At 54.2% G+C, this 23735-nt stretch carries 24 protein-coding genes; 7 read left to right on the forward strand and 17 right to left on the reverse strand.

The genetic code is table 11. The annotated features are described in order from the left end of the window. Positions 1 to 30: 30 nt before the first annotated feature. On the reverse strand, positions 31 to 1764 hold the full coding sequence (locus LOH54_RS02700) for an ankyrin repeat domain-containing protein (RefSeq protein WP_231020259.1): 1734 nt from the start codon (positions 1762 to 1764) through the stop codon (positions 31 to 33). A 256-nt stretch (positions 1765 to 2020) separates the two neighbouring features. Further along, a complete protein-coding gene (locus tag LOH54_RS02705; RefSeq protein ID WP_231020260.1) occupies positions 2021 to 4684 on the reverse strand; it encodes a WD40 repeat domain-containing protein in 2664 nt (887 codons plus the stop codon). A 380-nt stretch (positions 4685 to 5064) separates the two neighbouring features. Between LOH54_RS02705 and LOH54_RS02710 the strand changes: the two genes are divergently transcribed. Then, positions 5065 to 5874 (forward strand): TIGR00282 family metallophosphoesterase, encoded by an 810-nt coding sequence (locus tag LOH54_RS02710; protein ID WP_231021212.1) that lies wholly within the window; start codon positions 5065 to 5067, stop codon positions 5872 to 5874. On the opposite strand, the gene LOH54_RS02715 is transcribed toward LOH54_RS02710, so the two are convergent. The 4 genes from LOH54_RS02715 to LOH54_RS02730 all read right to left on the reverse strand — a co-directional run bounded on the left by LOH54_RS02715 (position 5871) and on the right by LOH54_RS02730 (position 8711). Beyond that, entirely contained in the window at positions 5871 to 7019 is a 1149-nt protein-coding gene (locus LOH54_RS02715; protein WP_231020261.1) for an iron-containing alcohol dehydrogenase, read from the reverse strand. The two genes, LOH54_RS02710 and LOH54_RS02715, sit on opposite strands and share 4 nt — an antisense overlap. 166 nt (positions 7020 to 7185) lie before the next feature. Further along, on the reverse strand, positions 7186 to 7491 hold the full coding sequence (soxZ, locus tag LOH54_RS02720; protein WP_231019449.1) for a thiosulfate oxidation carrier complex protein SoxZ: 306 nt from the start codon (positions 7489 to 7491) through the stop codon (positions 7186 to 7188). A gap of 44 nt (positions 7492 to 7535) precedes the next feature. After that, positions 7536 to 7988 carry a thiosulfate oxidation carrier protein SoxY gene (locus LOH54_RS02725; RefSeq protein WP_231020262.1) on the reverse strand — a complete coding sequence of 151 codons (453 nt, stop codon included), beginning with the start codon at positions 7986 to 7988 and terminating at the stop codon, positions 7536 to 7538. Between the two features lie 135 nt (positions 7989 to 8123). Further along, complete coding sequence (locus LOH54_RS02730) at positions 8124 to 8711, reverse strand: DUF302 domain-containing protein (protein ID WP_231020263.1); 588 nt, start codon at positions 8709 to 8711, stop codon at positions 8124 to 8126. Between the two features lie 111 nt (positions 8712 to 8822). On the opposite strand from LOH54_RS02730, the gene LOH54_RS02735 reads away from it, so the two are divergent. Then, complete coding sequence (locus LOH54_RS02735; protein ID WP_231020264.1) at positions 8823 to 9692, forward strand: AraC family transcriptional regulator; 870 nt, start codon at positions 8823 to 8825, stop codon at positions 9690 to 9692. Between the two features lie 21 nt (positions 9693 to 9713). Here LOH54_RS02735 and LOH54_RS02740 read toward each other — a convergent pair whose 3' ends face one another. From LOH54_RS02740 to LOH54_RS02750, 3 genes are read right to left on the reverse strand one after another with little or no spacing between them, the layout of a single operon-like run. Beyond that, entirely contained in the window at positions 9714 to 10133 is a 420-nt protein-coding gene (locus LOH54_RS02740; RefSeq protein WP_231020265.1) for a cyclophilin-like fold protein, read from the reverse strand. Positions 10134 to 10160: 27 nt separating this feature from the next. Then, positions 10161 to 10766 (reverse strand): NAD(P)/FAD-dependent oxidoreductase, encoded by a 606-nt coding sequence (locus LOH54_RS02745; RefSeq protein WP_231020266.1) that lies wholly within the window; start codon positions 10764 to 10766, stop codon positions 10161 to 10163. Positions 10767 to 10792: 26 nt separating this feature from the next. Then, positions 10793 to 11605, reverse strand: a complete 813-nt coding sequence (locus LOH54_RS02750; RefSeq protein WP_231020267.1) for an SDR family NAD(P)-dependent oxidoreductase — start codon at positions 11603 to 11605, stop codon at positions 10793 to 10795. 214 nt (positions 11606 to 11819) lie between these two features. Between LOH54_RS02750 and LOH54_RS02755 the strand changes: the two genes are divergently transcribed. Together LOH54_RS02755 and LOH54_RS02760 are read left to right on the forward strand one after the other, a co-directional pair. Next, a complete protein-coding gene (locus LOH54_RS02755; protein WP_231020268.1) occupies positions 11820 to 12704 on the forward strand; it encodes a helix-turn-helix domain-containing protein in 885 nt (294 codons plus the stop codon). 110 nt (positions 12705 to 12814) lie between these two features. Then, complete coding sequence (locus tag LOH54_RS02760; RefSeq protein WP_231020269.1) at positions 12815 to 13531, forward strand: glutamine amidotransferase; 717 nt, start codon at positions 12815 to 12817, stop codon at positions 13529 to 13531. 11 nt (positions 13532 to 13542) lie between these two features. On the opposite strand, the gene LOH54_RS02765 is transcribed toward LOH54_RS02760, so the two are convergent. The 4 genes from LOH54_RS02765 to LOH54_RS02780 are packed head-to-tail and all read right to left on the reverse strand — an operon-like array spanning position 13543 to position 16653. Further along, positions 13543 to 14274: a carboxymuconolactone decarboxylase family protein gene (locus LOH54_RS02765; RefSeq protein ID WP_231020270.1), complete on the reverse strand. Its 732-nt coding sequence runs from the start codon at positions 14272 to 14274 to the stop codon at positions 13543 to 13545. A 2-nt stretch (positions 14275 to 14276) separates the two neighbouring features. Further along, on the reverse strand, positions 14277 to 14723 hold the full coding sequence (locus tag LOH54_RS02770) for a cupin domain-containing protein (RefSeq protein WP_231020271.1): 447 nt from the start codon (positions 14721 to 14723) through the stop codon (positions 14277 to 14279). 25 nt (positions 14724 to 14748) lie between these two features. Then, positions 14749 to 15477 carry an SDR family NAD(P)-dependent oxidoreductase gene (locus LOH54_RS02775; protein WP_231020272.1) on the reverse strand — a complete coding sequence of 243 codons (729 nt, stop codon included), beginning with the start codon at positions 15475 to 15477 and terminating at the stop codon, positions 14749 to 14751. A gap of 12 nt (positions 15478 to 15489) precedes the next feature. Next, positions 15490 to 16653 carry an NAD(P)-dependent alcohol dehydrogenase gene (locus LOH54_RS02780; protein ID WP_231020273.1) on the reverse strand — a complete coding sequence of 388 codons (1164 nt, stop codon included), beginning with the start codon at positions 16651 to 16653 and terminating at the stop codon, positions 15490 to 15492. A 152-nt stretch (positions 16654 to 16805) separates the two neighbouring features. Between LOH54_RS02780 and LOH54_RS02785 the strand changes: the two genes are divergently transcribed. After that, a complete protein-coding gene (locus LOH54_RS02785; protein ID WP_231020274.1) occupies positions 16806 to 17693 on the forward strand; it encodes an AraC family transcriptional regulator in 888 nt (295 codons plus the stop codon). A 132-nt stretch (positions 17694 to 17825) separates the two neighbouring features. After that, positions 17826 to 20168, forward strand: a complete 2343-nt coding sequence (locus LOH54_RS02790) for a hypothetical protein (protein ID WP_231020275.1) — start codon at positions 17826 to 17828, stop codon at positions 20166 to 20168. 429 nt (positions 20169 to 20597) lie between these two features. On the opposite strand, the gene LOH54_RS02795 is transcribed toward LOH54_RS02790, so the two are convergent. From LOH54_RS02795 to LOH54_RS02805, 3 genes are read right to left on the reverse strand one after another with little or no spacing between them, the layout of a single operon-like run. Next, a complete protein-coding gene (locus tag LOH54_RS02795; protein WP_231020276.1) occupies positions 20598 to 21143 on the reverse strand; it encodes a hypothetical protein in 546 nt (181 codons plus the stop codon). A 39-nt stretch (positions 21144 to 21182) separates the two neighbouring features. Beyond that, a complete protein-coding gene (locus LOH54_RS02800) occupies positions 21183 to 22079 on the reverse strand; it encodes a hypothetical protein (RefSeq protein ID WP_231020277.1) in 897 nt (298 codons plus the stop codon). Between the two features lie 37 nt (positions 22080 to 22116). After that, a complete protein-coding gene (locus tag LOH54_RS02805) occupies positions 22117 to 22548 on the reverse strand; it encodes a hypothetical protein (protein WP_231020278.1) in 432 nt (143 codons plus the stop codon). A 216-nt stretch (positions 22549 to 22764) separates the two neighbouring features. On the opposite strand from LOH54_RS02805, the gene LOH54_RS02810 reads away from it, so the two are divergent. Beyond that, positions 22765 to 23418 (forward strand): 3-methyladenine DNA glycosylase, encoded by a 654-nt coding sequence (locus tag LOH54_RS02810; protein WP_231020279.1) that lies wholly within the window; start codon positions 22765 to 22767, stop codon positions 23416 to 23418. Here the strand turns inward: LOH54_RS02810 and LOH54_RS02815 are convergent. After that, on the reverse strand, positions 23401 to 23691 hold the full coding sequence (locus LOH54_RS02815) for a hypothetical protein (RefSeq protein WP_231020280.1): 291 nt from the start codon (positions 23689 to 23691) through the stop codon (positions 23401 to 23403). The genes LOH54_RS02810 and LOH54_RS02815 overlap by 18 nt on opposite strands. Positions 23692 to 23735: the final 44 nt, after the last annotated feature.

Consider the following 23735-nt stretch of genomic DNA (forward strand, 5'->3'; position numbering starts at 1 on the left):
CTAAGAGTGAGTATAGCCAGTTTGGATCGATCACGGGTATTTAGCGATCAGTTCCTGCATACGCTCAAGATTTTTCCCCTTGCAAGACGCTTGTATGCGGGTCAATGTGTCTCCGCCGAATTTGTCTTTGAGAGCAGGGTCGGCTCCACTGGACAGAAGTAATTCGACAAGTGCAAAGTTCCTACATTTCTTGGCGGCAATTGTCAGTGCCGTTGAGCCTCTAAGATATTGATAATTCACATCGTAACCGTGTTCCAGGAACATCTTGATGATCGGAATAGATCGGTCTCCATCGGTGACCGCGACATCAAAGGGAGTCATCCTGTGCAAATCCGCGTACATGTCTGCACCGTTGAGTAGTAGTTTTTTTACACTCTGTTCTTTGCGCAGTCGGACGGCATAAAACAGCGGTGTAAAGCTGTTGCCGTTGCGTACCTCAAGAATGGAACGGTCGCGAAGCAGTTCATCCAATACCTTTTCTTGATCGTTGGCAATGACGTAAAAAATGGAAGGTCCTCGTTTGAGAGAACGATCGTAGCGCAAGCGTGCCAACATCTTTTTGCGGGCTTCTTTTTTTCTGATAAGACGTTCTTCGTCATCTAGTTTAGCCTCCAGCGCTTTTTGTTCTTGCAGCAGTATCAGCTCCGGATGGTGTTCCTTGAAGGTTTCATACCATCGTTTATCTTCGTCTTCGAGAAAGAGCTGATGTTCGAATGATTCGAAATATTTTTTGGCAAAGCTGTCATAGAGGATTTCAACATTGACGCTGTCATCGCACGGGCTATGGAGGCTCCGCGCTGAAAGTCCCGTAATATCTCTCTCGATCTCGTTGATCAAGTTCGTGTCGACGACATAAAAGCGGCTGCTTGAGTACGCTTCCTGCTCCTGGGCGAGATCAATTTTATCATTCGCGACATAGGCGTTTCGCGCATTTTTGTAGAAGGAGCGGCCTTCACCGGTACTTTCCGGATCGTGCAGTTTTTGGAGACGGTCGATACAGTTCTGGGCGAGTTCCGATTTGATGTCATTGGCAAAAATGTCATATTCGTCTTCGGCATCGATGTAGCGCGGGACATAGACGTTCAGCGCATCGGCATAGAAGCGGATACGAGCATCGCCATAGTCGTTTGTGGGATAGGTCCGTTGGTATGATTGATCGTATAGCGCCTGTGCTTGTTGAGCCGCTCGCCACATGACGCTGGCAAAGAGCATGTAGTAGCCTGTGATGATCAGTAAGCCCAGGATGGCGACAGTGCGCAAAAGTCTTCTGAAAGTGCGTAGCGGCGGAGCACTGCTCTCAATCGTATCGAGGACGACAGTAAGGGCGATCCGGTCATGCAAGGACCGTTTGTCCCGACTCAGAATTATCAGCAGTACCGGCAGGAGCGAGAGGCTAAGAAACAGGAGGATTGACGGGTTGCCGTGCGTAAGCTCAGAGACTTTGAGTGCAGCGGACACGTAAAGGAAATATCCCAGTACGATTGTTTCACGAATGGCCAATGTTCGAAATGTCAGTGGCTCGGAATTATCCCTCTCCAGGGTCAGGCCGAATAGTTTTTTCCCAAGGGTGCCCCGCAGGGGAGAAAGCGGGAGAAATACGCGGTAAAGCCAAAAGAAACCTATGAGGGCGTAGGGAAAGAGTGATACATACGACTTCGGCAGAAGTGGCAGAAAGAGTACGATGACCAGGCTTACCAGAAAGATGTCGGAGAGGAATGCGACAATCCTCGTGAGTGCGGTTGTAATAGAAATATTTTTAAACATAAAAAAATTATATTGTTTTTATCATAAAAAACATTTATCGAATCTTTTGAAATCAGGGAATCGCGCAGGCGTATCCTGCAGGGAAAGCCAAACAACAGCTTTTTCAGTCCGATACAGCTACATTGCTACCCATGAATAGGTTGAAAGTAGCAATGATCGGTGACGTCGTCGGGCGGCCGGGGCGGTTGATGATAAAACAGCACCTGCCGCGGCTACTGTAAAGATCGCATATGCTTCAGTATGGTTGCGGTAGCAGCTATTTTGCCTCCAGCTGCCACAACGCAATCTCCCTGCCGATCGTGGCAATATGATTTTCGTCTATGAAGATGGCGCCTCTGATGTCCCCGCCGGTGAGAACCTCATACTGGACCTTGCTGCCCAGTTTCCATAGAAATACGCCAGATTGGCTTGACGCCATAAGATACCTGTGGTCTTTGCTCATTTCGAGGTGCTTGCACTGCATATAAAAATCGGCGTCAAGGGTCTCGACGATCGATTTTTTGTTCACATCCCAAAAACGGATGTTTTGCCCGTTGCAGACCATCAAATGATCAGAGTTCCTCGGATCGTGGGCGATGGCACCGATATCGCGGACCTGTTTGTCTTCGATGGTGTCCGAGTAGGTGAATTTCATATTTCCCGTACCACTTCCCTTTTTCTGCCAACGCTCCACATGCCCGTTGCTGCTGCCGATGTAAATCGTCGTACCATCCGGCGATTCCCCGACAGCGCTGATCCTCGGTGTAAAATATTTCTTCTCCTTTTCAATGAATTTCGGAGTGATCTCTATGATATTTTCATTCTCCGTATTGAAAAAATAGATGCTTTTGCCTGCCCCGGCCACCAGGGTTTTATTGTCTGACAAAAAATGCATGAGGTTCTTGGCACCTTTGGGCAGACCGTCAAGTGTTTTCCGAAGTTTGTTTCCCTGAATATCCCAAAGGTATATTTTGTCCCTGCTCCCAACTGCCAGCGTTTTGCCGTCGGGTGACATCACGGGTTGGAAACTGTAAGCCATGTCCCGGGGGAGGGCTTTGGGAGGAAGCTTCCGTTCTTTGTCAAATATTCTGGCGTCCTGACCGCTGACAAAAAAACTGCTGCCTCTATCGGAGTGTGCGAAACCGTATGGAGCATGGCGTGTCTCCATGATCACGTCGGCTTTTTGGGCCACGTCAAAAGCGCTGGCAATGGGTTGGGGGCCGTATTGGTACTCTTTGGTCGTCCGTTCTTTGACAAACGAAACGCTGTTTTCCTCCTGTTCGCCGCACAGGCGCTCTACATGCTTGCCGACCATATGGTTGATCCGGAGCTTGTGGTTGTTGAGGAGGATGTAGTCGATGCCTTGATACCTTTTCCTGTCAAAATGGATGGCGTCATTCTTGTTCATAGTCACAAAACCGCTGCAGAGGTTTCCGCCGGGAACGCCTTCGTATGTCAGCTTCATGCCGCCCTGGGGCATCCCCTCGATACGGACGCTGCTGCCGAAAGCCGGAATGATCTTGTTCTCCTGATCGATCCATTTGCTGTCGATAATCCCGGCTTCAACGGCTTTACTGTTGGTCAGGTCGTGAGTAGGTCTGTTTTCAAAGACCTTGGCGTAATACTTGAGGATGCTGTCTTTCTGACTGATCCCGGCTCCCATGGCAGCTCTTGTGAAACCGGGCTTTTGTGCCGCCGTCTTCCGGACCGTCGTGGCGGCTTTGGGTTGTAAAAGCGCCGTCTGGTTGCAGTCGAAGAAGTGCTTGAGTTCTTCACTCTCTCCCTCCTGCTTCATCTTCATACCGATGGTTGTCGCCCACCAGAACATCGGCTGTACCACATAGGTGCCGAACGCCTCTTTGAGCCCCTCCTGTTCGATGTCAGTTTTCAGCAACTGAAGAAAAGGCGTTTCGTCTTTGATGCAGTCTTGCAGGCGGAGTACCTTCAGGCCCGTGCCGATATCGCCGTTCTGCTTCCCTATCGCCGCTCTGATCTCGTTGAGGTACGCCTGCATCTTCGTCTTGGTTCCGGGGGCTCTGCCGTAGCTGTTGATGTACGCCTGGGATGTGGCGAATACGGGCATCTTGTTATGTTTGGGCGCCGGTTTTTCAATAGCGACGTCGACGGGAGCAAGCGTCATCGCCGTGATATTGTTCTCACAGTATGCGCTGATCTCGTTGGGCAGAAAGTCGGTTTTCAGTGGGTAATAGTTTGAATAGGAAGTAATTGAAGATACCAGCTTGCGCTTTTCGTTCAGTCTGTCACCGCTCTTTTGATACAGATCCAGCCGCCGCTGGCACTGTTCGAGATAGACGATCTCCTGCTGCATCGCGTGCCGCTTTTTGGGACGGTCGTAATTGCGGAGTATCTCCTCTTTGAGATAGGCAAGTCTGAACAGCATCTCCTTGTTTTTGCGGGTAGTCTCCATATGGTCGATACTTTCATAAACATTACGCGGTATCGTATTTTCAGGCAGCTGCTTGAGCGATGTGAGGTCATAATCGCGTTTGTCGTCACCTTTCGGTTCGACGCTGTATACCGGCTTGTTCGCTAAAACACGGGCGCGGAGTTTGGCGTCATACTCGCGCATCCGTTTTGACGACTCCGATGATCCGTCCGTGTGAATGCGTCCCTCCACCCTGCGCAGTTTTTTCAGTACTTTTCGATCGCTTTCTGTCGGGGTGATGATCGCTTCGAGAACATTGTCAAATGAATAATGGAGCTTGCAGGCACTCCCAATGTCGCTCACAATATGCCAAAGCCTCCAGTAGTCTAGATCGCTCTTTTCAAGATCTTCCATACTTTCGACATGTTGCATCCGGTATTTGAGTGCAAGTGTGTACGTATAGAGCATCGTCTTGTCGTCTTTGTTGAAGCAGTCGAATGATTCTACGTATCGGGTCGCCTGATAGGGAAGCGTGTTGGCGAGATATAGTCCCAATGCGTTTGTAGTTTCTTTATGCGTTTTTTCTGCATGTTCTTCCGGCTTTGCCTCGGGTAGGGAATCCAGGCACTTCACCAGCGCCTGCTTCGAGATTTTTTCAGCGCGGTACGCCTCAAAGCATGTCTCGCGCTCCGCACTGTGGAGCAAAGCTGTCAGACAGAGTAATAGCAAAGTTTTTTTCATGATTGTTTCCTGGAATTTCATCGGTGGTCATATTGTAGATTAAATTTGGTTAAAAAAGATTTTTCAGTTTGCCGCGCGTCATGAACCCTTCTCCTTACATGGAAAAGCAGAAGCCCCTCTGTTACTTTCGTTTCCCAGCCGGCACTGCGCGTTCGGTTTAAAACGTTCAGGGTAGAATAGCGTTTATGAAAGCAATTACAGTAGCAATGATCGGTGACGTTGTCGGGCGGCCGGGTCGGTCGATGATCAAGCAGCACCTGCCGCGGCTCAAGAAGGAGCACGGCATCGACTTCGTCGTGGCCAACTACGAGAACGCCAGCCACGGCTTCGGGCTGACCGCCAAGAACGCCGACGAGCTCTTCGGCGCAGGCGTGGACGTTATGACCGGGGGCAACCACAGCTTTGACAAGAAAGAGATCATCCCCCTTTTTGAAAAGCTGCCGCTGTTGCGTCCGCACAACTACCCCGAGGCGATGCCGGGCAAGGGCACGGGCATGTACGAGGTGAACGGCGTCAAAGTCGGTGTGCTCAACGTCATGGGCTACTACGCCATGCCGATGGTCGACAACCCCTTCATCTGCGCGCAGAAGAGCGTCGAGGCGCTGCGGCGCGAGGGGGCCGAAGTCATCCTTGTCGATATGCACGCCGAGGCGACGAGCGAGAAAAGGGCGCTGCTCATGATGCTAAAGGGCCACGTCAGCGCCATCATCGGCACCCATACCCACGTGGCGACGGACGATTTGCAGATCGACGGCGGCACGGGCTACGTCACGGACCTGGGCCTCAGCGGCTGCCGCGACAACGTCATCGGGATGGACCCCAAGATCCCGCTGCAGCGCTTCCTGACAGGCCTTCCCGGCCACTTCAACGTCCCGGAAAAATGTAAAAAGATTCTGCAGACGGCCGTGTTCGAGCTGGACGAGAAGGGGCGCTGCGTGAGCGCCAGGAAGATCAAGACCTTCGACGACGGGCGCGAGATCGTCACCGACGCCTGGGAAGTTTAGAGCGCCAGTTTGAGGATCGTTTTCAGAACGTCCTCGGTGTAGGTGTCGGCCAGGCCGAACATCTTCGCGTTCGCCGCGGCGTTTTCGACGATGGCGTCGATGTCACTCTCTTTGATCGAGAACTGCGACAGCTTGGTCGGCGTGCCGACCTTGTCGAACCACTGCTCCAGCGCTTCTATTCCCTCCATGGCACTCTCTTTTCCAAACAGATTCTTTGCAAACCGTTCGAACTGGGCTTCGTTCTGCTTATGGTACCACTTCATCCACGCGGGCATGATGACGGAGAGGCCCGCGCCGTGGGCGACGTTAAAGAGCGCCGAGAGGCTGTGCTCGATCATGTGGTTGGGGAAGCTGTAGCCCGCGACACCGAGGGTGGTCGTGCCGTTGAGCGCCTGCGTCGCCGCCCAGGCGAACTCGCCGCGGGCGTCGTAGTCGTCCGGGTCGGCCAGAAGCGTCTCCGTCGTGCTCATGACGGTGGAGATGTTCGCCTCGATGTACTTCGCGATGATGTCGGGGTGGTACGAGGCGGTAAAGTACCCCTCGATGGAGTGGGCAATGATGTCCGCGGCGGAGTAGACGAGGTACTCCTTGGAGACGGACTTCTGCAGCTCCGGGTTGACGACGGAGACCCGCGGGTAGACGTGGGGCGAGGCGATGGAGAACTTCTGCTGCGTTTTCTCGTTGGTGACGACGGCGTAGGTGTTCATCTCGCTCCCCGTCGCGGCGAGGGTGATGATGTCAAAGACCGGCAGTGCTTTTTCGATGACGCTTTTGCCGATGAAGAAGTCCCAGACGTCCCCGTCGTAGAGGCTCCCTGCCGCGATGGCCTTGGAGCTGTCCAAAACGGAACCGCCGCCGACGCTGAGGATAGCCCCGACGCCCTCGCTCTTCGCCGCCTCGACCCCCTCGTACACCTTCGAGAGCAGCGGGTTGCTGACGATGCCGCCCAGTTCGACGTACTCGATGCCGTTCGCTTTCAGGCTGGCGACGACGGTGTCGAAGAGGCCGTCTTTTTTGATGCGGTCGCTGCCGAAGGTGAGCAGCACCTTCTTGATGCCCGCCGCGGCGATGTGGTCGCCGATGGCTTTTTCCTTGTCTCTTCCGAATTCGATCTTGGTGGGGTTATGATAGGTAAAATCGGTCATATTTTTCTCCTGGATGCTTTTGGATAATTATAGGGGGATTTGCGTTTACGCGGTAGAACGATGCTATGCGGGAGTTGCCTGATTCTCCAAGCGTTTCATAAATGTGACGGATTTGTGAAGGTGAGAGTGGGAAAGGGGCGGGACGCGCGGGGCGCCCACTGGAAAATTATTTGATTTTGGCTTTGGAAGTCTTGGTGTTGCCCTTGAGGTCAACCCAAGTCATAACGAGTTCGTCACCCGCTTTGAAGTCGCCTTTGAACGCGAATTTGAAGATCGGGTTCTTGGAGAGGAACTGGCTGACAGAAGCATCCATAACAGTTGCCGCGCCGACTTTAGCGTCGATGTGCGTGATGAAGTTCGCGTTGTTGCGGTCGCCGGTTTTCTTCTCAGCGATATCGTATGTCCACATGTCGTGCTTCGCCATCGCTTTTACAGAAACAACATTACCTTTGAGTTTTGCTTTGATTCTCATGATATTACCTTTCTATACTTTCTATTTTCTGCAAGTGGGGGCGATCAGCCCTCACAACCACCGAGTGCAACGTCGAGTGTTTTGGATCCGCTGTAGAGCTTGCCGTCGTTACCCTGTACGATTGCTGTGATCGTACCGGAAGCTTTCATCTTGATCTTGATGGAGAAGTCGATGATGCTGTACTCGTTGAGGTCGTAAACGATAACCGCAGATTCCGGGTTGACGTTCTGGACGATCATGACGGATTTTGCAGCGATGTCAGACTTGACATCAACCGGAACCGCACCACCGTTGCTTGCAACGTCCGGAGCGACGACTGTGACGCCTTCAGCGACAGTTGCCGTTGTGCCGTACATCGCTTTGAGGGCGTCGTCGACAGTTTTCGCTGTCCAAACTGTCGGCTTGGATTTACGGAAATCTTCCGCCAGGACGCTTGCCGGTACCGCAGCGAGGGCACAGGCGCCGGCTGCCATGGAGAGGAATGTTCTTCTTTGCATAGGGTTATCCTTTGGTTCGAGATCTAAATTGCTCTTGCGGAGCATGATGTAATCACAGTGTTAATGTAGCGTACTAATGTGAATTGATTGTGAACACCGCGGCGTCGGAGGGTGCCGCAGTGCAAAGGGAGTAAATTAGAAGTCGCCGATCGCCGCGCGAGCCGGGATCTCATCCATCGCCTTTTTGACGGAGAGGGCCATCTTCAGCATATCTTCGGGCAGCTCGTAACCGCCGTGGATCGCCAGGGTCATGTCCATGCTAACGAGCCAGCGGTCGCCGTTGCCGTACTCGACGAGCATGATGCGGCACGGCATGAACCCGCCGTAGTAGCGTGAATGGTTGAGGAAGACCTTCGCGATCGGCAGGCTGCACAGGGAGAAGATGCGCGCGTGCTTGACCTCTTCGGGTGCCGCGTCGTCTTTGGTGTACATTTTGATGTCGCCGGTAACGCGCATGTTGTACTCTTCCGCGAGGGACTTGATTGTCTCTGCGACGTCGTCATTGGGGATGTCGGCGTTGACCAGCCACTCCTGCATCATGGCACGTGCAGGGTCGCCGTACTCGACAACCTTGGTGAACATGTTGTCATAGGCTTCCATGGCGTTGTCGTCAAGCTTGTGCTGACCCGTGACGGCAGTCCAGCCCATGTGCATCGTAGAACAGCCGCTCATCAGCATTGTGAGGGCAACCGCGAACAGTGAAGTCATCAGACCTTTTATCATTACGTTTCCTTCAATAAAGTTTTCACTATGAATAATAGTCTATTTATTAATGGATTTGAATGGGTAAATCTACGAAAATGTTGCCTAATTGTACAAAAGGAGCTTTCAACCATGAAGGAAAAACTCATCGAGGCGCTTTTCAAAAAGTATGATTTCGAGCATGAAGTGGGGGTAAAACCCACCTATATCGAGAAGGTCAAACTGCTTAAAAGCGACCATTATGAGCACGGCAAGGAGCTCCTCTACAACCGCGGCATTTTCCTCATTGCCAGCGGGCAGAACCGGGGGATCATCGACGACGAGCAGGTGACGCTCGGCAGCGGCCAGTACGTGATCATCGCCACCGTCCACCCCGCCGAATGCAAAACCTTCCTCTTTGACAAGGTGATGAAGGGCGTCTACATCGACCTGGACCTGCAGCGGCTGCAGAAGATCCATACGCTGATGGAAAAACAGCCGCCGGCCGACCCTTTTAAAACGCCTAAGAACGTCGTCACCGGCACGATGAACGAGGAGATCGAGTCCGCCTTCAACCGGCTGATGAAAATTCTGCTCGATCCCCAGGAGTCCAAAATCCTCGGCGACAATGTGCTCGATGAACTCTACTACCGCATCATCAATACGAGCGCGGGGGAGCACCTGCTGCAGCTCTGCTGCCAGCTCACCCACTTTTCAAGGATCTCGACCATCGTCGACGAGGTACAGAACCAGCTCGACCAGGAGATCAACATCGACGACCTGGCCGAGAGGGCCAATATGCGCAAGGCGAATTTCCATAAAAAATTCAAAGAGATCTATAACGACTCGCCGATCCAGTACATCAAGAAGATCCGGCTCAACAAGGCGCGGCAGTACATCATGTTCGACAAGATGAAGATCTCGGACGCCGCGTCCAAAGTGGGCTACGAAAGCCCCGCCCAGTTCAGCCGCGAATTCAAAAGCCATTTCGGCTTCCCTCCTTCGGAGCTGAAAAACCAGTGAGGGCAGGGGGTTCGTCGCGGCCTACTCTACCGCTTCGACCGTGATGACCCCGCTCATCGTTTGAATATGCTCACCACCTTCTAGCGCATGTCCCAGCTCGTACAGCCCGCTTGCTTTTCCGAACGCCCTGTAGAACATGACGACGTCGCCCCAGGGGGCGTAGTAGGCGAGGGTACCGGCCTTGGCATCCGCCGGGGGCGTGTCCTCAGTCGCCAGCTTCTTCGGGGGGTAGAAGATCTTTTCGTTGCTGCCGTAGTCCTCCACCTCGATGCTCAGGGGAAGCTGGTCGTAGAGGGCCTTGGAGGCGGGGGAGTCGTTGAGTTGAAAGCGGGTGGTGTTTCCGTTGGCGTGGACGCTGATCTGCATGGGGTCACCTCCGTCGCGGGCGGCCAGAGGCAAGGCGAAGAGCGCCATGAAGATCATCATGAACAGTACCCTCATGTCGTGTCCTCCCTCCGGCAGTGCCGTTTAGCTCTTTTTGAGCACGTCGTGGATGACGGTGTATTTGCCGGCCCATGCGCTGATGATGTCGGTCGCCGTCTGTGCGCCGTAGCCCGCGGCCGAAGCGAACATGGAGGTGGCGCCTGCCGCACAGCCGGTGACATACTTGCCTTCGCCGATGACGCCGTTACTGTTTTCGATCATCACCATGCCGGGGCGCGGGGCGCGGACGTGGTCGACGACGGGGGCGCCGATGCCCTCGACACTGATAGTCTGCATCCCGTTGGCAAAGACGACGGTGTCGGCTTCGAAGGTTTCGCCTGCTTCGGTCGTGACCGTGAAGGCCCCGGCGCTCCCGGAGACGGAGGTGACGGTGTCTTTGATGAGGACGACGTTCTCATAGGCTTCCGCCCGCGCTGCCAAAGAGGCCAGGAGCTCGGGCCCCTTTGTCCCCTCGGCGACGCCCGGGACGTTATGGAGCTCCGCCATGTTCAGGTGGGACTTGCCGGCGTCGATGACGAGGATATTTTTCGCGCTCGCGACCTCCATTTTCGGCCCCGCCGATCCCAGCGTGATGGCGCACGAGAGGCCCGAAACCCCGCCGCCGATGATAATGACATCGTATTTTTGCATCTTCTCTCCTTTGCATAGAGTCTATTTTAGCAGTCCACCCCGGTAAGGGGGTAGCACGATACCGGCACAGGATTGCCCGATACTACAAAAGTGGTTTCTAAGACATGTAAGCCCCGCCACTGACGGAGAGATAGGCCCCCGTCACCTGGCCGCTCTCCTCTTTGGCGAAAACCGATGGCGTTCGCGACGTCTTCGGGTCTGGAGATCGTCTGCGTCGGCGTCATGGAGCGGATGAACTCCTTGAACGCCTCCGGGGCGCCTTCTGTCGCATCGGTCAGCACCAGGCCCGGCGCGACGATATTGGAGGTGATGCCGTGCGCACCCAGCTCCTGCGCAAGGTACTTGCTGAAGGTGTCCAGCGCGCCCTTGGCGGAACCGTGGGCGATGAAAGAGGGCGCCGGACTCTCGGAGAGGGTACTGGAGATAAAGATCAGACGGCCGAACTTCTTTTCCACCATCGAAGCCGCGGCGTACCGGGCACAGAGGTAGGAGGCGCGCATCTCGTCATTGAGCTTCTGGGAAAATTCGTCCCAGCTCTGCTCCATGAAGGGCTTTTGCGTGAAGTTCATATTGGCGTTGGAGACGAGAATGTCGACGCCGCCGTGTTCACTTTTGATCTTGTCGAACATCGCTTTGATGCTTTCTTCGTCCCGGACATCCGCCTGGATGGGGTACGCTTCGCCGCCGGCACCGTTGATGGCCGAGGCCAGGTCATTGGCGACCTGGGTGCTGTTGACGTAGTTGATGAATACCCGGTGGCCGTCGCTGGCGAGGGTTTTGGCCGTGGCCGCACCGATGCCTCTGGCACCGCCGGTAATCAGAACATTTTTCTTAGACATTTCAGGTCCTTTCATAATTGGGTTGTTGGGTACTATTGTAGCAGTGGGCCTGTTTCCGTGTAAGAGTAAAATTTCCTATTTATTGTCAATTTTTCTTATTTAAAAAATTAATGAGCTTAAAAACTTAATATAAACGCTATATTTTGACTGTCTAATGGACAAAAGCACGTATAATCGTTAAAATGACTTCCTAGCGAAATGATCAGGATTTATTATGGAACTGTTGAGCATGTCCCAGGCGCTCGATCGCTACAGGCAGATCCACCTCGAAGCCCCCGTATTCGGCATGAATGTCCTCGCGGACGATTTCCGGCCCGCAGACATTGTCATCCTCCAGAGCAACTCCCAGCGCAAGGAGGGGGTGCCCGTACGGTGCGATTTTTACACGATGGTGTTCTGCCTGGCGGGAGGCTCGATCCGTTACGTGAACCAGTTCGAGTACACCATCAACGCGCACTCCCTGCACCTGCTGCCACCGGGTTCGATTCATTCCTTCCGTGATACTTTTGACACGACGCGGTATTACGTGATTCTCTTTGAGAAGGATTTCCCCGAAGAGCCGTCGCTGCTGGCCTTTCATGACAAACACCTCGAAAGCGTCGACCTGGAACCGGTGCTGTTCGGCAGGGTCAAAGAGATCTTTGAGGAGATCGAGCGCGAGCTCAAAAAGTCCGACATCGACAGCGGCCTCTATGCGAAACACCTGCTGGACCTGATTTTGCTGATCCTGAAACGGGAGAAGCTGAAACTGGGGAGCGACGCGCCCAGAACGCGGAGCGACGTCATCTGCAGCCGTTTCCTCTCTTTGCTGGAAGAGAACTTCAAGACCATGAAGCGCGTCGACGACTACGCGGCGCTGCTCGACCTGACCCCGAAATATCTCAGCGAAACGGTCAAGGCAAACCTGGGGAAGAGCGCGCTGCACTACATCCATAAACGCATCGTCAAGGAGGCCGAGTACCTGCTCGTTTATACCGACAGGAGGGTCGGCAGCATCGCCGCGGCGCTCAATTTTCATGACGCCTCCCAGTTCACCAAATTTTTCAAACAGAAAGTCGGCAAAAGCCCGAAACAGTACCGTATAGACAATGCCGTGTAGCCTCCGTTCCTGTTGTAGGAAGACGGGGAGTGCACTGCATAAATTTTGGGCGAGCGCCGGGCTGAAACTCCCTTCGGCATCGATTACAATAGCGCAAAAAAAGAGGCGGCGTGAAGCAGATCTGCATTATCAAAACAGGATCGACGTTCGGTACAACCCGAAGCGCGTATAATGATTTTGAAGACTGGATCATTGACAAGCTGGAGTTGCCGCAATCGCGCCCGTTTACGGTGAACGTCCAGGGGGGCGACGCCCTGCCGGATCTGGCGTGGTGCGACGGTGTGATCGTCACCGGTTCGCACTCTATGGTCACCGAAGAGGAGGCCTGGAGCCGTCAGACGGCGGCGTGGCTGGCGGAAGTAGTGGCGCGGGGCATCCCGATGCTGGCGATCTGCTACGGGCACCAGCTCCTGGCCAAGGCCCTTGGCGGCGTCTCGGGTTACCACCGCAACGGCATGGAGATAGGGACGGTCGCTATTGACCTGACCGACAACGCGCGGGACGATAGGCTCTTTTGCGACCTGCCGAAGCGTTTTGATGCCCATACCATCCACTCCCAGACGGTCGTCACCCTGCCCGAAGGCGCCGTGCGGCTCGCGTTCAACACCCACGATGAAAACCACGCCTTCAGGATGGGACCGAGTGCCTGGGGTGTGCAGTTCCACCCCGAGTTCGACAGGGCCGTCATGCGCTCCTATATCGATGAGGTTTCCAAATCCGAACCGTTCGGGGAGGAGAAGAGGGCGGCACTGCTGGAAGCGGCGCGCGAAACCGCCGAAGCGACGGCGATCCTGAAGAGGTTCGAGAAGCTCGTCTGTGAAGGGTGACGCCGCTTTTTTCAGCCGTCCCCCGCTGTGAGCAGGTCTCGGAGCAGTTGTCGTACTGACTCGGCTGCGCGCACTCCAACGTTCGCCTCGAATACGGCGACGAACGCCGCCATCTGATCGGCACTCAATCCCGTATTCATGGCGGCACCCAGATGGAACCTTAGCTGCCCCTCCGTCCCGGGCATGGCGGCCAGCGCCGAGATGGTGACCAGCTCGCGGCTACGGTGGTCCAGAACGTCCCGGGCGAAGATGTCCGCGAAGAGGTGCTCTTTAAGGTAGGTGTCCATCACCGGGGTAAAGAGCTGGTAGCCCTGGGCCGGAGGCTCTTCTGTAACGCCCATAAGTTTTCGGCGTATCTCTGCACCGTATGCGTCCCTGTCCATACCCTTCGGCAGCGGCGAAGCCGCTTTGCCGACCGTATCCTTGATGCCCTCTGCCTCGCGCACTTTCATGACCTCCATAAAGGTGTTGATGCCGTTGAGGCTGCGCGGGAACCCGCAGTAGGCGTAGAGCTGGATAAGGATATCCTTGATTTCGTTGACGCTGAGACCGGCATCCAGCCCTTTCTCCAACGCGGGTTTGAGCCGCTCCATGTCGCCTGCTGCCGTCAACGCGGCGATGGGGATCATGGCCTGCTCTTTTGCAGTGAGCGCTTCGACTGCTTTGGGGCCACCCATCTCTGCCGCAAAACTGCAGGTGACGCTGAAGAGGGAAAACAGAAAAGTGATCATTCCGGTTCGCATCTCTATCCTTTCGCTTTTAGCGTGTTGTAGTAGGCATCGTCTACGGGCTCCAGCCACTCGTTGCTCGTTTCCGTCCCCGGGATCTCCACGGAGATGTGGCTGAACCAGCTGTCGGCCTTGGCGCCGTGCCAGTGTTTGACTTCTGTCGGAATGAAGGCAACAGATCCTTCTTTCAGGCTGATGGGTTCTTCCCCCTCTTTTTGGTACCACCCTTCGCCCGCCGTACAGATCAGCAGCTGCCCGCCGCCGCTTGCGGCGTGGTGGATGTGCCAGTTGTTGCGGCACCCCGGCTCGAAGGTTACGTTGGCGACGAAAGCGGGGGAGCCCTCCGGGTTGATCGCGAGGTTCAGAAAGGAGTCCCCGATGAAGTATTCCGCATACATCTCATTGGGCACGCCCGTTCCGAACATATTGGTCTTGTCGAATTGTTTTTTGTCCATGTATTTCATAATGTCTGCTCCTTATTGGCAGGGTTCAACCCGCCGGAAAGCGGATGCCGCTGAGCGCTTCGCAGCGTGCCAGCAGCGCCTCCTGCGCGACGGCGTCGTCGGTTTTTGAGGCATAAGACGCCTCTTCCATATGGAAAAAGTAGCGGCCGCTGACGGCGGCATCTCCGCCCGAGGCAAGCCATACCTGGGTCCGTGCTCCCTCCTGCAGATCGTCCGGCGCGCCTTTCCCGCCCATCTTGGTGGGGACCCACCCGGGGTCGACGGTGTTGGCGTGGACGCCCGGCCATCGGCGCGCCACGGCTTTGGCCAGCATCAATACCAGCAGCTTGGAGTCGGAGTAGGTGACACCCGTCTCCGGCGAGAGAGCATGTATGTCTGCGCTGCCCTGCGTGTGCATGTTGGAACCGATGTAAACAAGCCGTTTCGGTGGCTCGATCAGCGCCGTCAGGATGTAGGGGGCAAGCACGTTGACCGCAAAGATCGCGGGCTTCGGCGCCTGGTAGACGCCGGCGTTGTGGATGACGGTGTCAAAGGGCCCGATGGCGTTGGCCGCTTCGGCCAGCTTCACGGTGGCCCCCATCTCGGAGAGGTCGGCAATCAGGATGTCACTGGCCCCGGGCAGCTGCCGCCTGGCATCTTCCGCGCGCTCGGCGTTGCGGGCGTGCAGGGTGACGTCGTGCCCCGCATCGACGAGCATCCGCGCCGCGAGCAGCCCGAGCCCGTCCGAGGAGCCGGTAATGAATACTTTTGCCATCGTTTGGACTCTTTAGATCGTGGCCGAATCGATCACGTATCGATAGCGTGCCTCTTTGTTCTCCACTTTTTTCCACGCCTCGGTGATCGCTTTGGCCTCGATCATCTCGATCTGGGGATAGATCTTGTTGGCCGCACAGTAATCCACCACCTCCTGCGTCTCTTTCATCCCGCCGATCAGCGAGGCATTGAAGTTGACGCGGGTTGCGGAGAGGGCGAGGTTGTTCATCATGATCTCGAAATTATCCGGCATGCCGACGTAGGTGAAGACACCGTACGGCTTCACGGCCGCGATATACGCCGCGATGTTGTGCTTGTAGGGAATGGTGCTGACCATGTAGTCCAGCGTTCCGGCGTAGGGCTGAATTTTCGAGAGGTCATCGACGACAATGGCCTCCTTCGCCCCGAACTTCAGGATGTCATCCGCCTTGTCCGGCGACGTCGTGAAGGCGTAGACCTCCGCACCCTTGGAGACGGCGAGCTTGATTGCCATATGCCCCAGACCGCCGATGCCGGCCACGCCGACCTTGTCCCCCTTTTTAAGATCGAATTTCATCAGGGGAGAGTAGGTCGTGATCCCCGCGCACAGCAGCGGTGCCGCGACTTTGAAGTCGAGGTTCTCGGGAATGTGCACCACATAGTGATCCCTGACGACGATGCTTTTCGAGTAACCGCCCTGAGAAATGCCTGTCGGCTCTCTTTTGTCCGGATAGCCGTAGGTGAAGAGGGTGTCGGGCTGGTACTGCTCTTCGTTCTCGCAGGTCGTACAGCCGTCGACCATACACCCCACACCGGCCCTGTCGCCGACTTTGAACTCGGTAACGTTCTTGCCAACGGCGGCGACGATACCGACGATCTCATGCCCCGGGACCTGCGGGTACTGCTGTGGTCCCCAGTGCCCTTTCATCTGGTGGATGTCCGAGTGGCAGATCGAGGCGTACTTGATGTCGATCAGGACGTCGTTGTCGCCGACGGGACGGCGTTCGAACTCCCACGGCTTGAAAACACCGCTGGTGTCGAATACCGCATACCCTTTTGTTTTAATGTTTCCGTTCATCGTTTTTCCTTTTTCATCTGCGAAGAGTGTGGCCGGGTCGATAAAAACCAGACCGGCTCCCAGCACGGCCGATTTCTTGATAAAGTCCCTTCTGGACTGATCGTTCGTTTTGTGTTCCATCCGCGGCTCCTTGCGTGGGATTGGTTGGCTGCCAAACGCAGCGCCTGTATAAGTTTATTGTATAGCAATTTCCCAACCGGGGATAGAACGATCCTTTCTATTGATTGCCTATTTCTCCAAAAGTTGTATAATGGCCCAAATAAGGAGTGACGATGCAGACTTTGCAGCTTGACCGTTATCGCGAGGAACTCAAAAGCCGGATCGGGGCGTCATTCCGGGGCGAAAACGCCATATCTACCCCTATCGATGCGCTCTCCTTTTACTATAGTACGACGCCGACGAACATGCTGGCGACCATCTATGAACCCTCCATCTGTGTCATCGCACAGGGTGCCAAAGAGGTGGGCGTGGACGGGGAGCTTATCCCCTACGATCCCGATATGTACCTGCTGGCCTCCGTCCATATGCCCGCGCAGGTCCGCATCACCGAGGCATCGGAAGATCGCCCCTATATGGGGCTGACCATTACCTTTAGCATGGAGCAGATCTTCGACGTGCTCAAAGAGGTGGGGCGGTCGACAAACCCGTCGAAGGGTCCCAGAAGGGGGCTCTATTTCGGCGACATGCAGCCGCGCCTCCTCGACCCTGTTACACGGCTGGTACGGCTCCTCGACACCCCCGAGGACATCCCGGTCATGGCACCCCTCATTACCAAGGAGATCCTCTATAACATCATGCGCGACGAGGGCGGCGATTTTATACGGCAGTACGTGATGGACGGGAGCGCGACCCAGCGGGTTGTCAAGGCGATTACGAAGATCAAAGACGAGTTCCGCGAGGCGCTTCAGGTCAAAGAGCTTGCACACCATGTCGGCATGAGCGAATCATCTCTCTACGCGAATTTCAAGAAGATCACGGGGATGAGCCCGCTGCAGTTCCAAAAGAGTCTCCGCCTCCAGGAAGCGCGCCAGCTGCTGATGTCGCGGGACGTCGAAGCGGCGGAGGTCGCCTTCGAAGTGGGCTACGAAAGCCCGTCGCAGTTCAGCAGGGAATACGCTAGAATGTTCGGGCTGCCGCCCAAGGCCGACACCCGTTTATAAAATCCCCCCTTTTTTCGTCTAAAAACGTAAAGTTGAACTTGACAAAAAAGAAAAAATTATAATAACTCTGTGATATTTCTCCGGTAGAATCGTTTAAAATTTTCGTCGGAGTGATAAAAAATGTTTCGAATGATGACCGCTGCACTCCTGCTCGGCACGGCGGCGCTGGCCTACAACGCCCAGCCCCCCTTTGCGCAGGACAGACTGATACCGACCACGATCGAACAACAGGGCAAAAAAGTTGATGCGTTCAACCCCTTCAACAAATACAACGTCTTCATCAACTACGAGCTCGGTATGCACTGCGCCGGGTTCGACGAGAGCTACTGCTGCATCATCCCGCCCTACAACAGCATCCAGGCGCAGGGGGTCATCACCGGCAAGGACGGCAAGTCTCCCTATTTTATCCGCAAGGACAACGAGATCCAGCTCTACTATTACGTGGATGACAACAGCTACTCCGAGGGGAACAAGATGCGCTACTGGGGCGTCAAGAAGGACGTCAACGGCAACGGCCGCACCGACGACAACAACGACAACCTCCCCAACTACGTCTGGAAGCACCTCTACATCTACGAGGACAGCCTGGGGACGATTCCCAAGGGCGCGACCAAGGCGGACCGCAAGTATCTCGGCCTCGATATGCCCATCAAGACCGACCACGGCCCGACGAACAAGCCGCTGTACGGCGGCTACCTCGACTTTGCCGACGAGCACGGCGACAACGTTGTCATGACCGAGACCCTCATTCCCGAGCTGCAGGACGTGAAACTGAAGCTCAGCGCCGAGTACACCTGGGACGCGCTGGGGCTGCCGCTGACGGCCTTTACGGACACGGAGCGCAAGGGGACCATCCGCGGCGTCGACGACCGCACCTTCCAGCCCTACCAGGTCTCCAAAGTGCGCGTCCACGACAAGCACGGCAAAGCGATCCTGGACGACGAAAAAAGGATCTACGAGTTTATGGGTACCAACCCCATCGACATTCCCAACTGCCAGGTCTGCCACTCCCGCCAGGGTGTTGCCGCCGTCAAGTCCCGCGAAGAGGGGGTATGGCAGAGCGACACCGAGTACGACTACTGGATCGGCTACCACCCCGACGTGACCGAGTACATGGCACGGCTCGCCGAGGGGCTCATCAACATCCTCGCCCTGCACGACAAGCACCACGGCACCGATTTTCTGCGCGACTTCAAGACCGACACGCCGAACTTCCGCCTGGGGACGGTCAGCTCCGTCAACTGTACGGACTGCCACGGTGACAACATCTCCGGCAACCTCAAGACGCCGCGTGACGGGGTCACGAGCTACAAAGTCATGAAGGCGAAACCGCTGGCCGAAGCGGTCCACGGGTTCCACATGAAAGCGGCCCCGGTGCCCGACGGCGCCGACCGCCCGGCGAACTGCCAGGTCTGCCACCCGACCCACGGGCAGGACAAGAGCATGAACGATGCCGATATGCTCTTCCGCCTCACCGACGCCTACGGCCGCAACATGGTCAAGAACAAAGACCTCCGCATCGCCGGGGGCGGCTGCTACAACGGCCGCGACGCCCACACGAACCCCGACGTTAAACCGCCCTTTTTCCTCAACAGCGTCGGCCGCTACTATCTTGAAGAGGTCAGTATGAAGGACGAAAAGGGCAAGAAGGTCGAGAAGATGCGCGGGCTTTACTGTACGCACTGCCACAACACGCTGTCGCAGGAGCTCTACGCCTATGACGCCATCAAGGACCCCAAGTACCAGTCCGGTAAGACCCTGCGCAACCGCGACCTCAAAACGGTCGTCTCCGCCCTCGCCGGCGGCAGCATGAAGAAGTTCGCCGCGATGGCGGACCCGAAAGTCGCGGAGACGGAGGCCTACTACACCGAGCATGAGGGCGCGGTGCTCTCCACGGTGAAGGGGACGAAAAAAGACGGCACTCCTATTCTCGGCGAGTGGGATGACCCGAAAGGTAAAGCGGTCGGCTACGACGCCGTGAGCGGCGGTTCCGACTGGTGGCTGGCGTCGGGCGAGCCGCACTGCGCCGACTGCCACGCGGCGCCCTTTGTCGAGGACGAGGGCGGGGACTACTTCCCGATGGACCAGAACAAAAAGTACGCCCTCTACCGCCACTCGAAAGGGCACGGCAAGCTCTCCTGCCAGAGCTGCCACGAGTCGACGCACGGCCTCTACCCGACCCGCTTCGACGGCACGCGCAGCATCGACCAGACGACCCACGACCAGGCCATGCAGTACAGCCCCGACGGCGAGTACGCCGGCCCGGTCACCTGCAGCGCCTGCCATACGGTCAACAAAGAGGGCGTCCCGACGTCCCTGGCGGGCACGGAGTACGAGCATGACTACTGGGCATCGGTCACCCTGATGCACTTCATGCGCCAGAAGAACTTCGACATGCTTCTGCCGATAGACGAACTGCTGGAGCGCTACCCCTACAAACGCTCGAAGCAGATCGTCGAGGAGAGCTGGAAGTGATTGCCAGGGCTAAGGCCCTGGGGAATGTTCACATTACATGTACGTGTAATGTTTGAAATGAGCAATCAAAAAGTTGTCTGCGGATTTTTGATTGGTCTACAGTGATTTGATAGGAAAGACCCCTTGAATCAAGATCTGCATTCTTTTAAATAGTTGATACATTTTTTATTGGTGCAGGTAATGACTTTATTCTCTATATTTTCAACATCTTTGTACCAGAATAGAGCCATGATGGTGAGAAAGATATTGTGAAACCAGATCATTAGAATAAACCACATTTCGTACCACCACTTGTCTTTGGGGCACTTGATTTTTTTCAATGGTTTGTTACACTTGGTACATAAGCCATATTCATTGTTCATGATTTCTTCCTAACGTTAAAATAGGCAATCAAAAAGGTGCCTGGTGTTTCCTCTGATTTGTTGCATATCATTGCTTCTTCGGTATGACACGCTTGTCATGAAAAGCTTGTTTGATTTGAAACGAGACTTCAGGCAATCCATTAAGGGTGACGCCTTCGATCACAGGGCATTCCATGATGATCGACTCCCAATCTTTTGGCTTGATACCCTTTACCAGGTCGTGGCATTCTGCGATGATCTCGCCACGCTTGTTAAAGGCTTCTACTTCAACCCATGCAGACCTCCAAATATCAACGCCATTGTTGGAAACAATACCTGTGACCTGAATCGTATGATTGTCAAGCAGTTTCGCTCTCTCAAGGTTGAAGTTTAATCCCATGTATGGTTCGTATTCTTTGGAACCGTCTAAAATAGTTTCAAACCCTTCAACGTAGAACATATCTCTTACGAGTTTCAGGTGTGCTTCCCGCTCTTTCATCGTTATTTGAATATAAATCCAATCGGCTACTGAAATGCCTACGCCAAGGAGAAAACCGATGCCGATATATTTAGTAATAGTTTTTAGCAAATCTGTCCTTTGTATAACGATGAAATGAGCAATGAAAAAACGCACGCCGGTTTTGGATTGGATTTTGATGATTTGTCAGATGATTCAATGATAACCCCACAAGTATTCTGACTTGTTCTGAAATGCATTGTATATGAGGATGTAACCATCTTCATTATAACTGTTGTGCCAAAATAAGAGTTCGGATTGACCGTCACCATCATAGTCACCGGCATCCACTAATGTCATCTCTCTGCCTATGTACTCGACGTTCTCTCCTTCTAGCAAGAACCAGTTATTCGACCACTCTGGCGGTAAGAGTCCATCACAACCAAACTTTTTGTCATTCAATCCTGCAGATACAATCTTTTGACCAATCGAAGAGGTATAGGCGCTATAGATTACGATGTCGTCAGACGTAAAGCTGTAAGGTTCGGGCTCATTAACATAAGGGCCGTCTGGGCAGCGATACGCATTTAGTTTTCCAATGACCAATTTCAGTGGAACGTATAAGCGCTTTTTCATTGTATCATCCACTGCGAATGGCTTCCAATGCTCAGGATCATTGAAATTGGGCTCTGAAACAAGTACTAATGGCCGGTTGTTCGGTACTTTCACCCAACCACCAAACTTTTTTGAAACATTTTTGATTTGCGGTGTCTTCTGTCCGGCACTAACGCTAAAGAATTTATCGCGGGCATAGAACCATGAGTTAATAAATTTCTTTTTGGGATCGGGATCTTCGATCTTTAATTCACCTAACTTTTGACCATTAAATGCGACTATCCATTTCATCAACTGTAAGTTGGGCACTGAAGTATTGTATTCACGATAATATCTATCTGCAAAGGAAAGCCACTTCCCTTCTTTTTTCACGAATAATACTTTGGAGGAAGTTCCTGTTTGGTTCTGAGGTTCATCTAAAATCCCAATGTAAATTGGCTTGGCATAGACGTGTGTTGTAAGTGTCACTAATAGAAGGGCTCGTGCTACGAATCTCATGAAAGTTTCCTGATCGTCTTACGTTTAAAATGAGCAATCAAAAAGCCCCCTCGGGTTTTTGATTAGTCCCATCTGATTTGTTTGGCCACAATGATGTTGCAGTTAAACCGCCAAAATACCAAGCTATGCCCAAGGGTGATAAAAAAACAAATATCGTATCCATCATAGTGTCATCGACTTGTGGGTCGTGGAATATGAGCGCCAGTAAAAATGTAACTGAAACGGTAACAACCAAAGGTGACACAAATTGACCAAGATGCTTTCGTGATGAAAGCATAGTTGGGTACATAATTCCACAAGTAATCAAAATATATAGAATCAGTAATGGAATTCCTAACATTGTCATTGCTAAACGTGAAGCATCGTCATCTAAACAAGGATTAATTGTGCAAGTCAAATTATCAATCCCGAAGAATATGACCAGTGTAAGTAATAAAGAAAATGTGATAGCAAATAGTTTTGATTTCATAGTTTGTCCTGTTGCCCTAACAAGTTGTTTATTATCACAACGTACCTATCTGTGAGATTCTTGATAGACATCAATAATAAAAACAAAATAGCACGCTTTTATATATTTTACTGTGAAAGAGTTAAAATGATTGTTGCTTCTATATGCTTTTGATTTCCCTGACTGGAAATGATCTCCCGTGTATAATGCGTTAATTGCCAAAACAGGGAGAAACGAATGGTGGAACTGCCCGATGCCAATGCCCTTTACAGCGCCCTGGAGGCGCTGAACCTGCTCGAAGGGAAACCGCCGATGTGGTGGCCGGAGTACGGCACTTTTTCCGTCGTCGTGGGGGCGGTGCTGACGCAGAACAGCCAGTGGACGCGGGTGGAGCAGTCGCTGGCCAATCTGGAAGCGGCGGGGGTACTCAATGCCGAAGCGATTGCGAATACAGACCTTGACACGCTGATGGAGCTGATCCGCCCCAGCGGGCTTTTCAAGAACAAGGCGAAGGTGCTGCAGGCCCTCTCGGCGGCGCTGCTGGAATCGTACGGCGGCTTTGAGACCTTCCGCGATGAGGTCAGCCGGGAGTGGCTGCTGGATCGGAAGGGAATAGGCCCCGAGACGGCGGACTCCATCCTCTGCTACGCCTGCGGGCGCGACGCGATGGTCGTGGACGCCTACACATCCAGGCTGCTTCGGGCCTTCGGGTTTGAGCACGAGAGCTACGACGCGCTGCAGGCGTGGTGCGTTGAAGGGATTGCGGGGCGTTTCGAGTCGCAGGAGCTGCCCATGATCTATGCTCTTTTTCACGGGATGATCGTCGAGTACGTCAAACGGTACAAAAAGGGGAGAGAGGTGGACGTGGGGGCGCTAGCGCCCCTGCTGTGAACCGCCTAGTGATTTTTCGATCTGCTGCTGGTGGAGCTGATGCGGGGTAAGCCGCGCGGAGGGGGAGAAGAGCAGGGCGTAGGCGAGCATCAGCAGCGGAACGCCGATGCCGATGACCCCCGCCAGCCACATCTGCCCTTTGTGGGGCGGTTTCGGCGGTCCCTTCTCCCCGGCGCGGATGAGCAGGTACATCACGGCGATCGCGATCAGCGTGGCGAAGAAGACGGTGACGAAGACGACCATAGCGGCCCTGGTAACGGGATCATCCAACATTCTATAACTTTAGCCCAATCGCAAAGCGTTTGTCAAAGGGAATG

The organism is Sulfurimonas sp. HSL-3221 (genome assembly GCF_021044585.1).
Lineage (GTDB): Bacteria > Campylobacterota > Campylobacteria > Campylobacterales > Sulfurimonadaceae > Thiomicrolovo > Thiomicrolovo sulfuroxydans.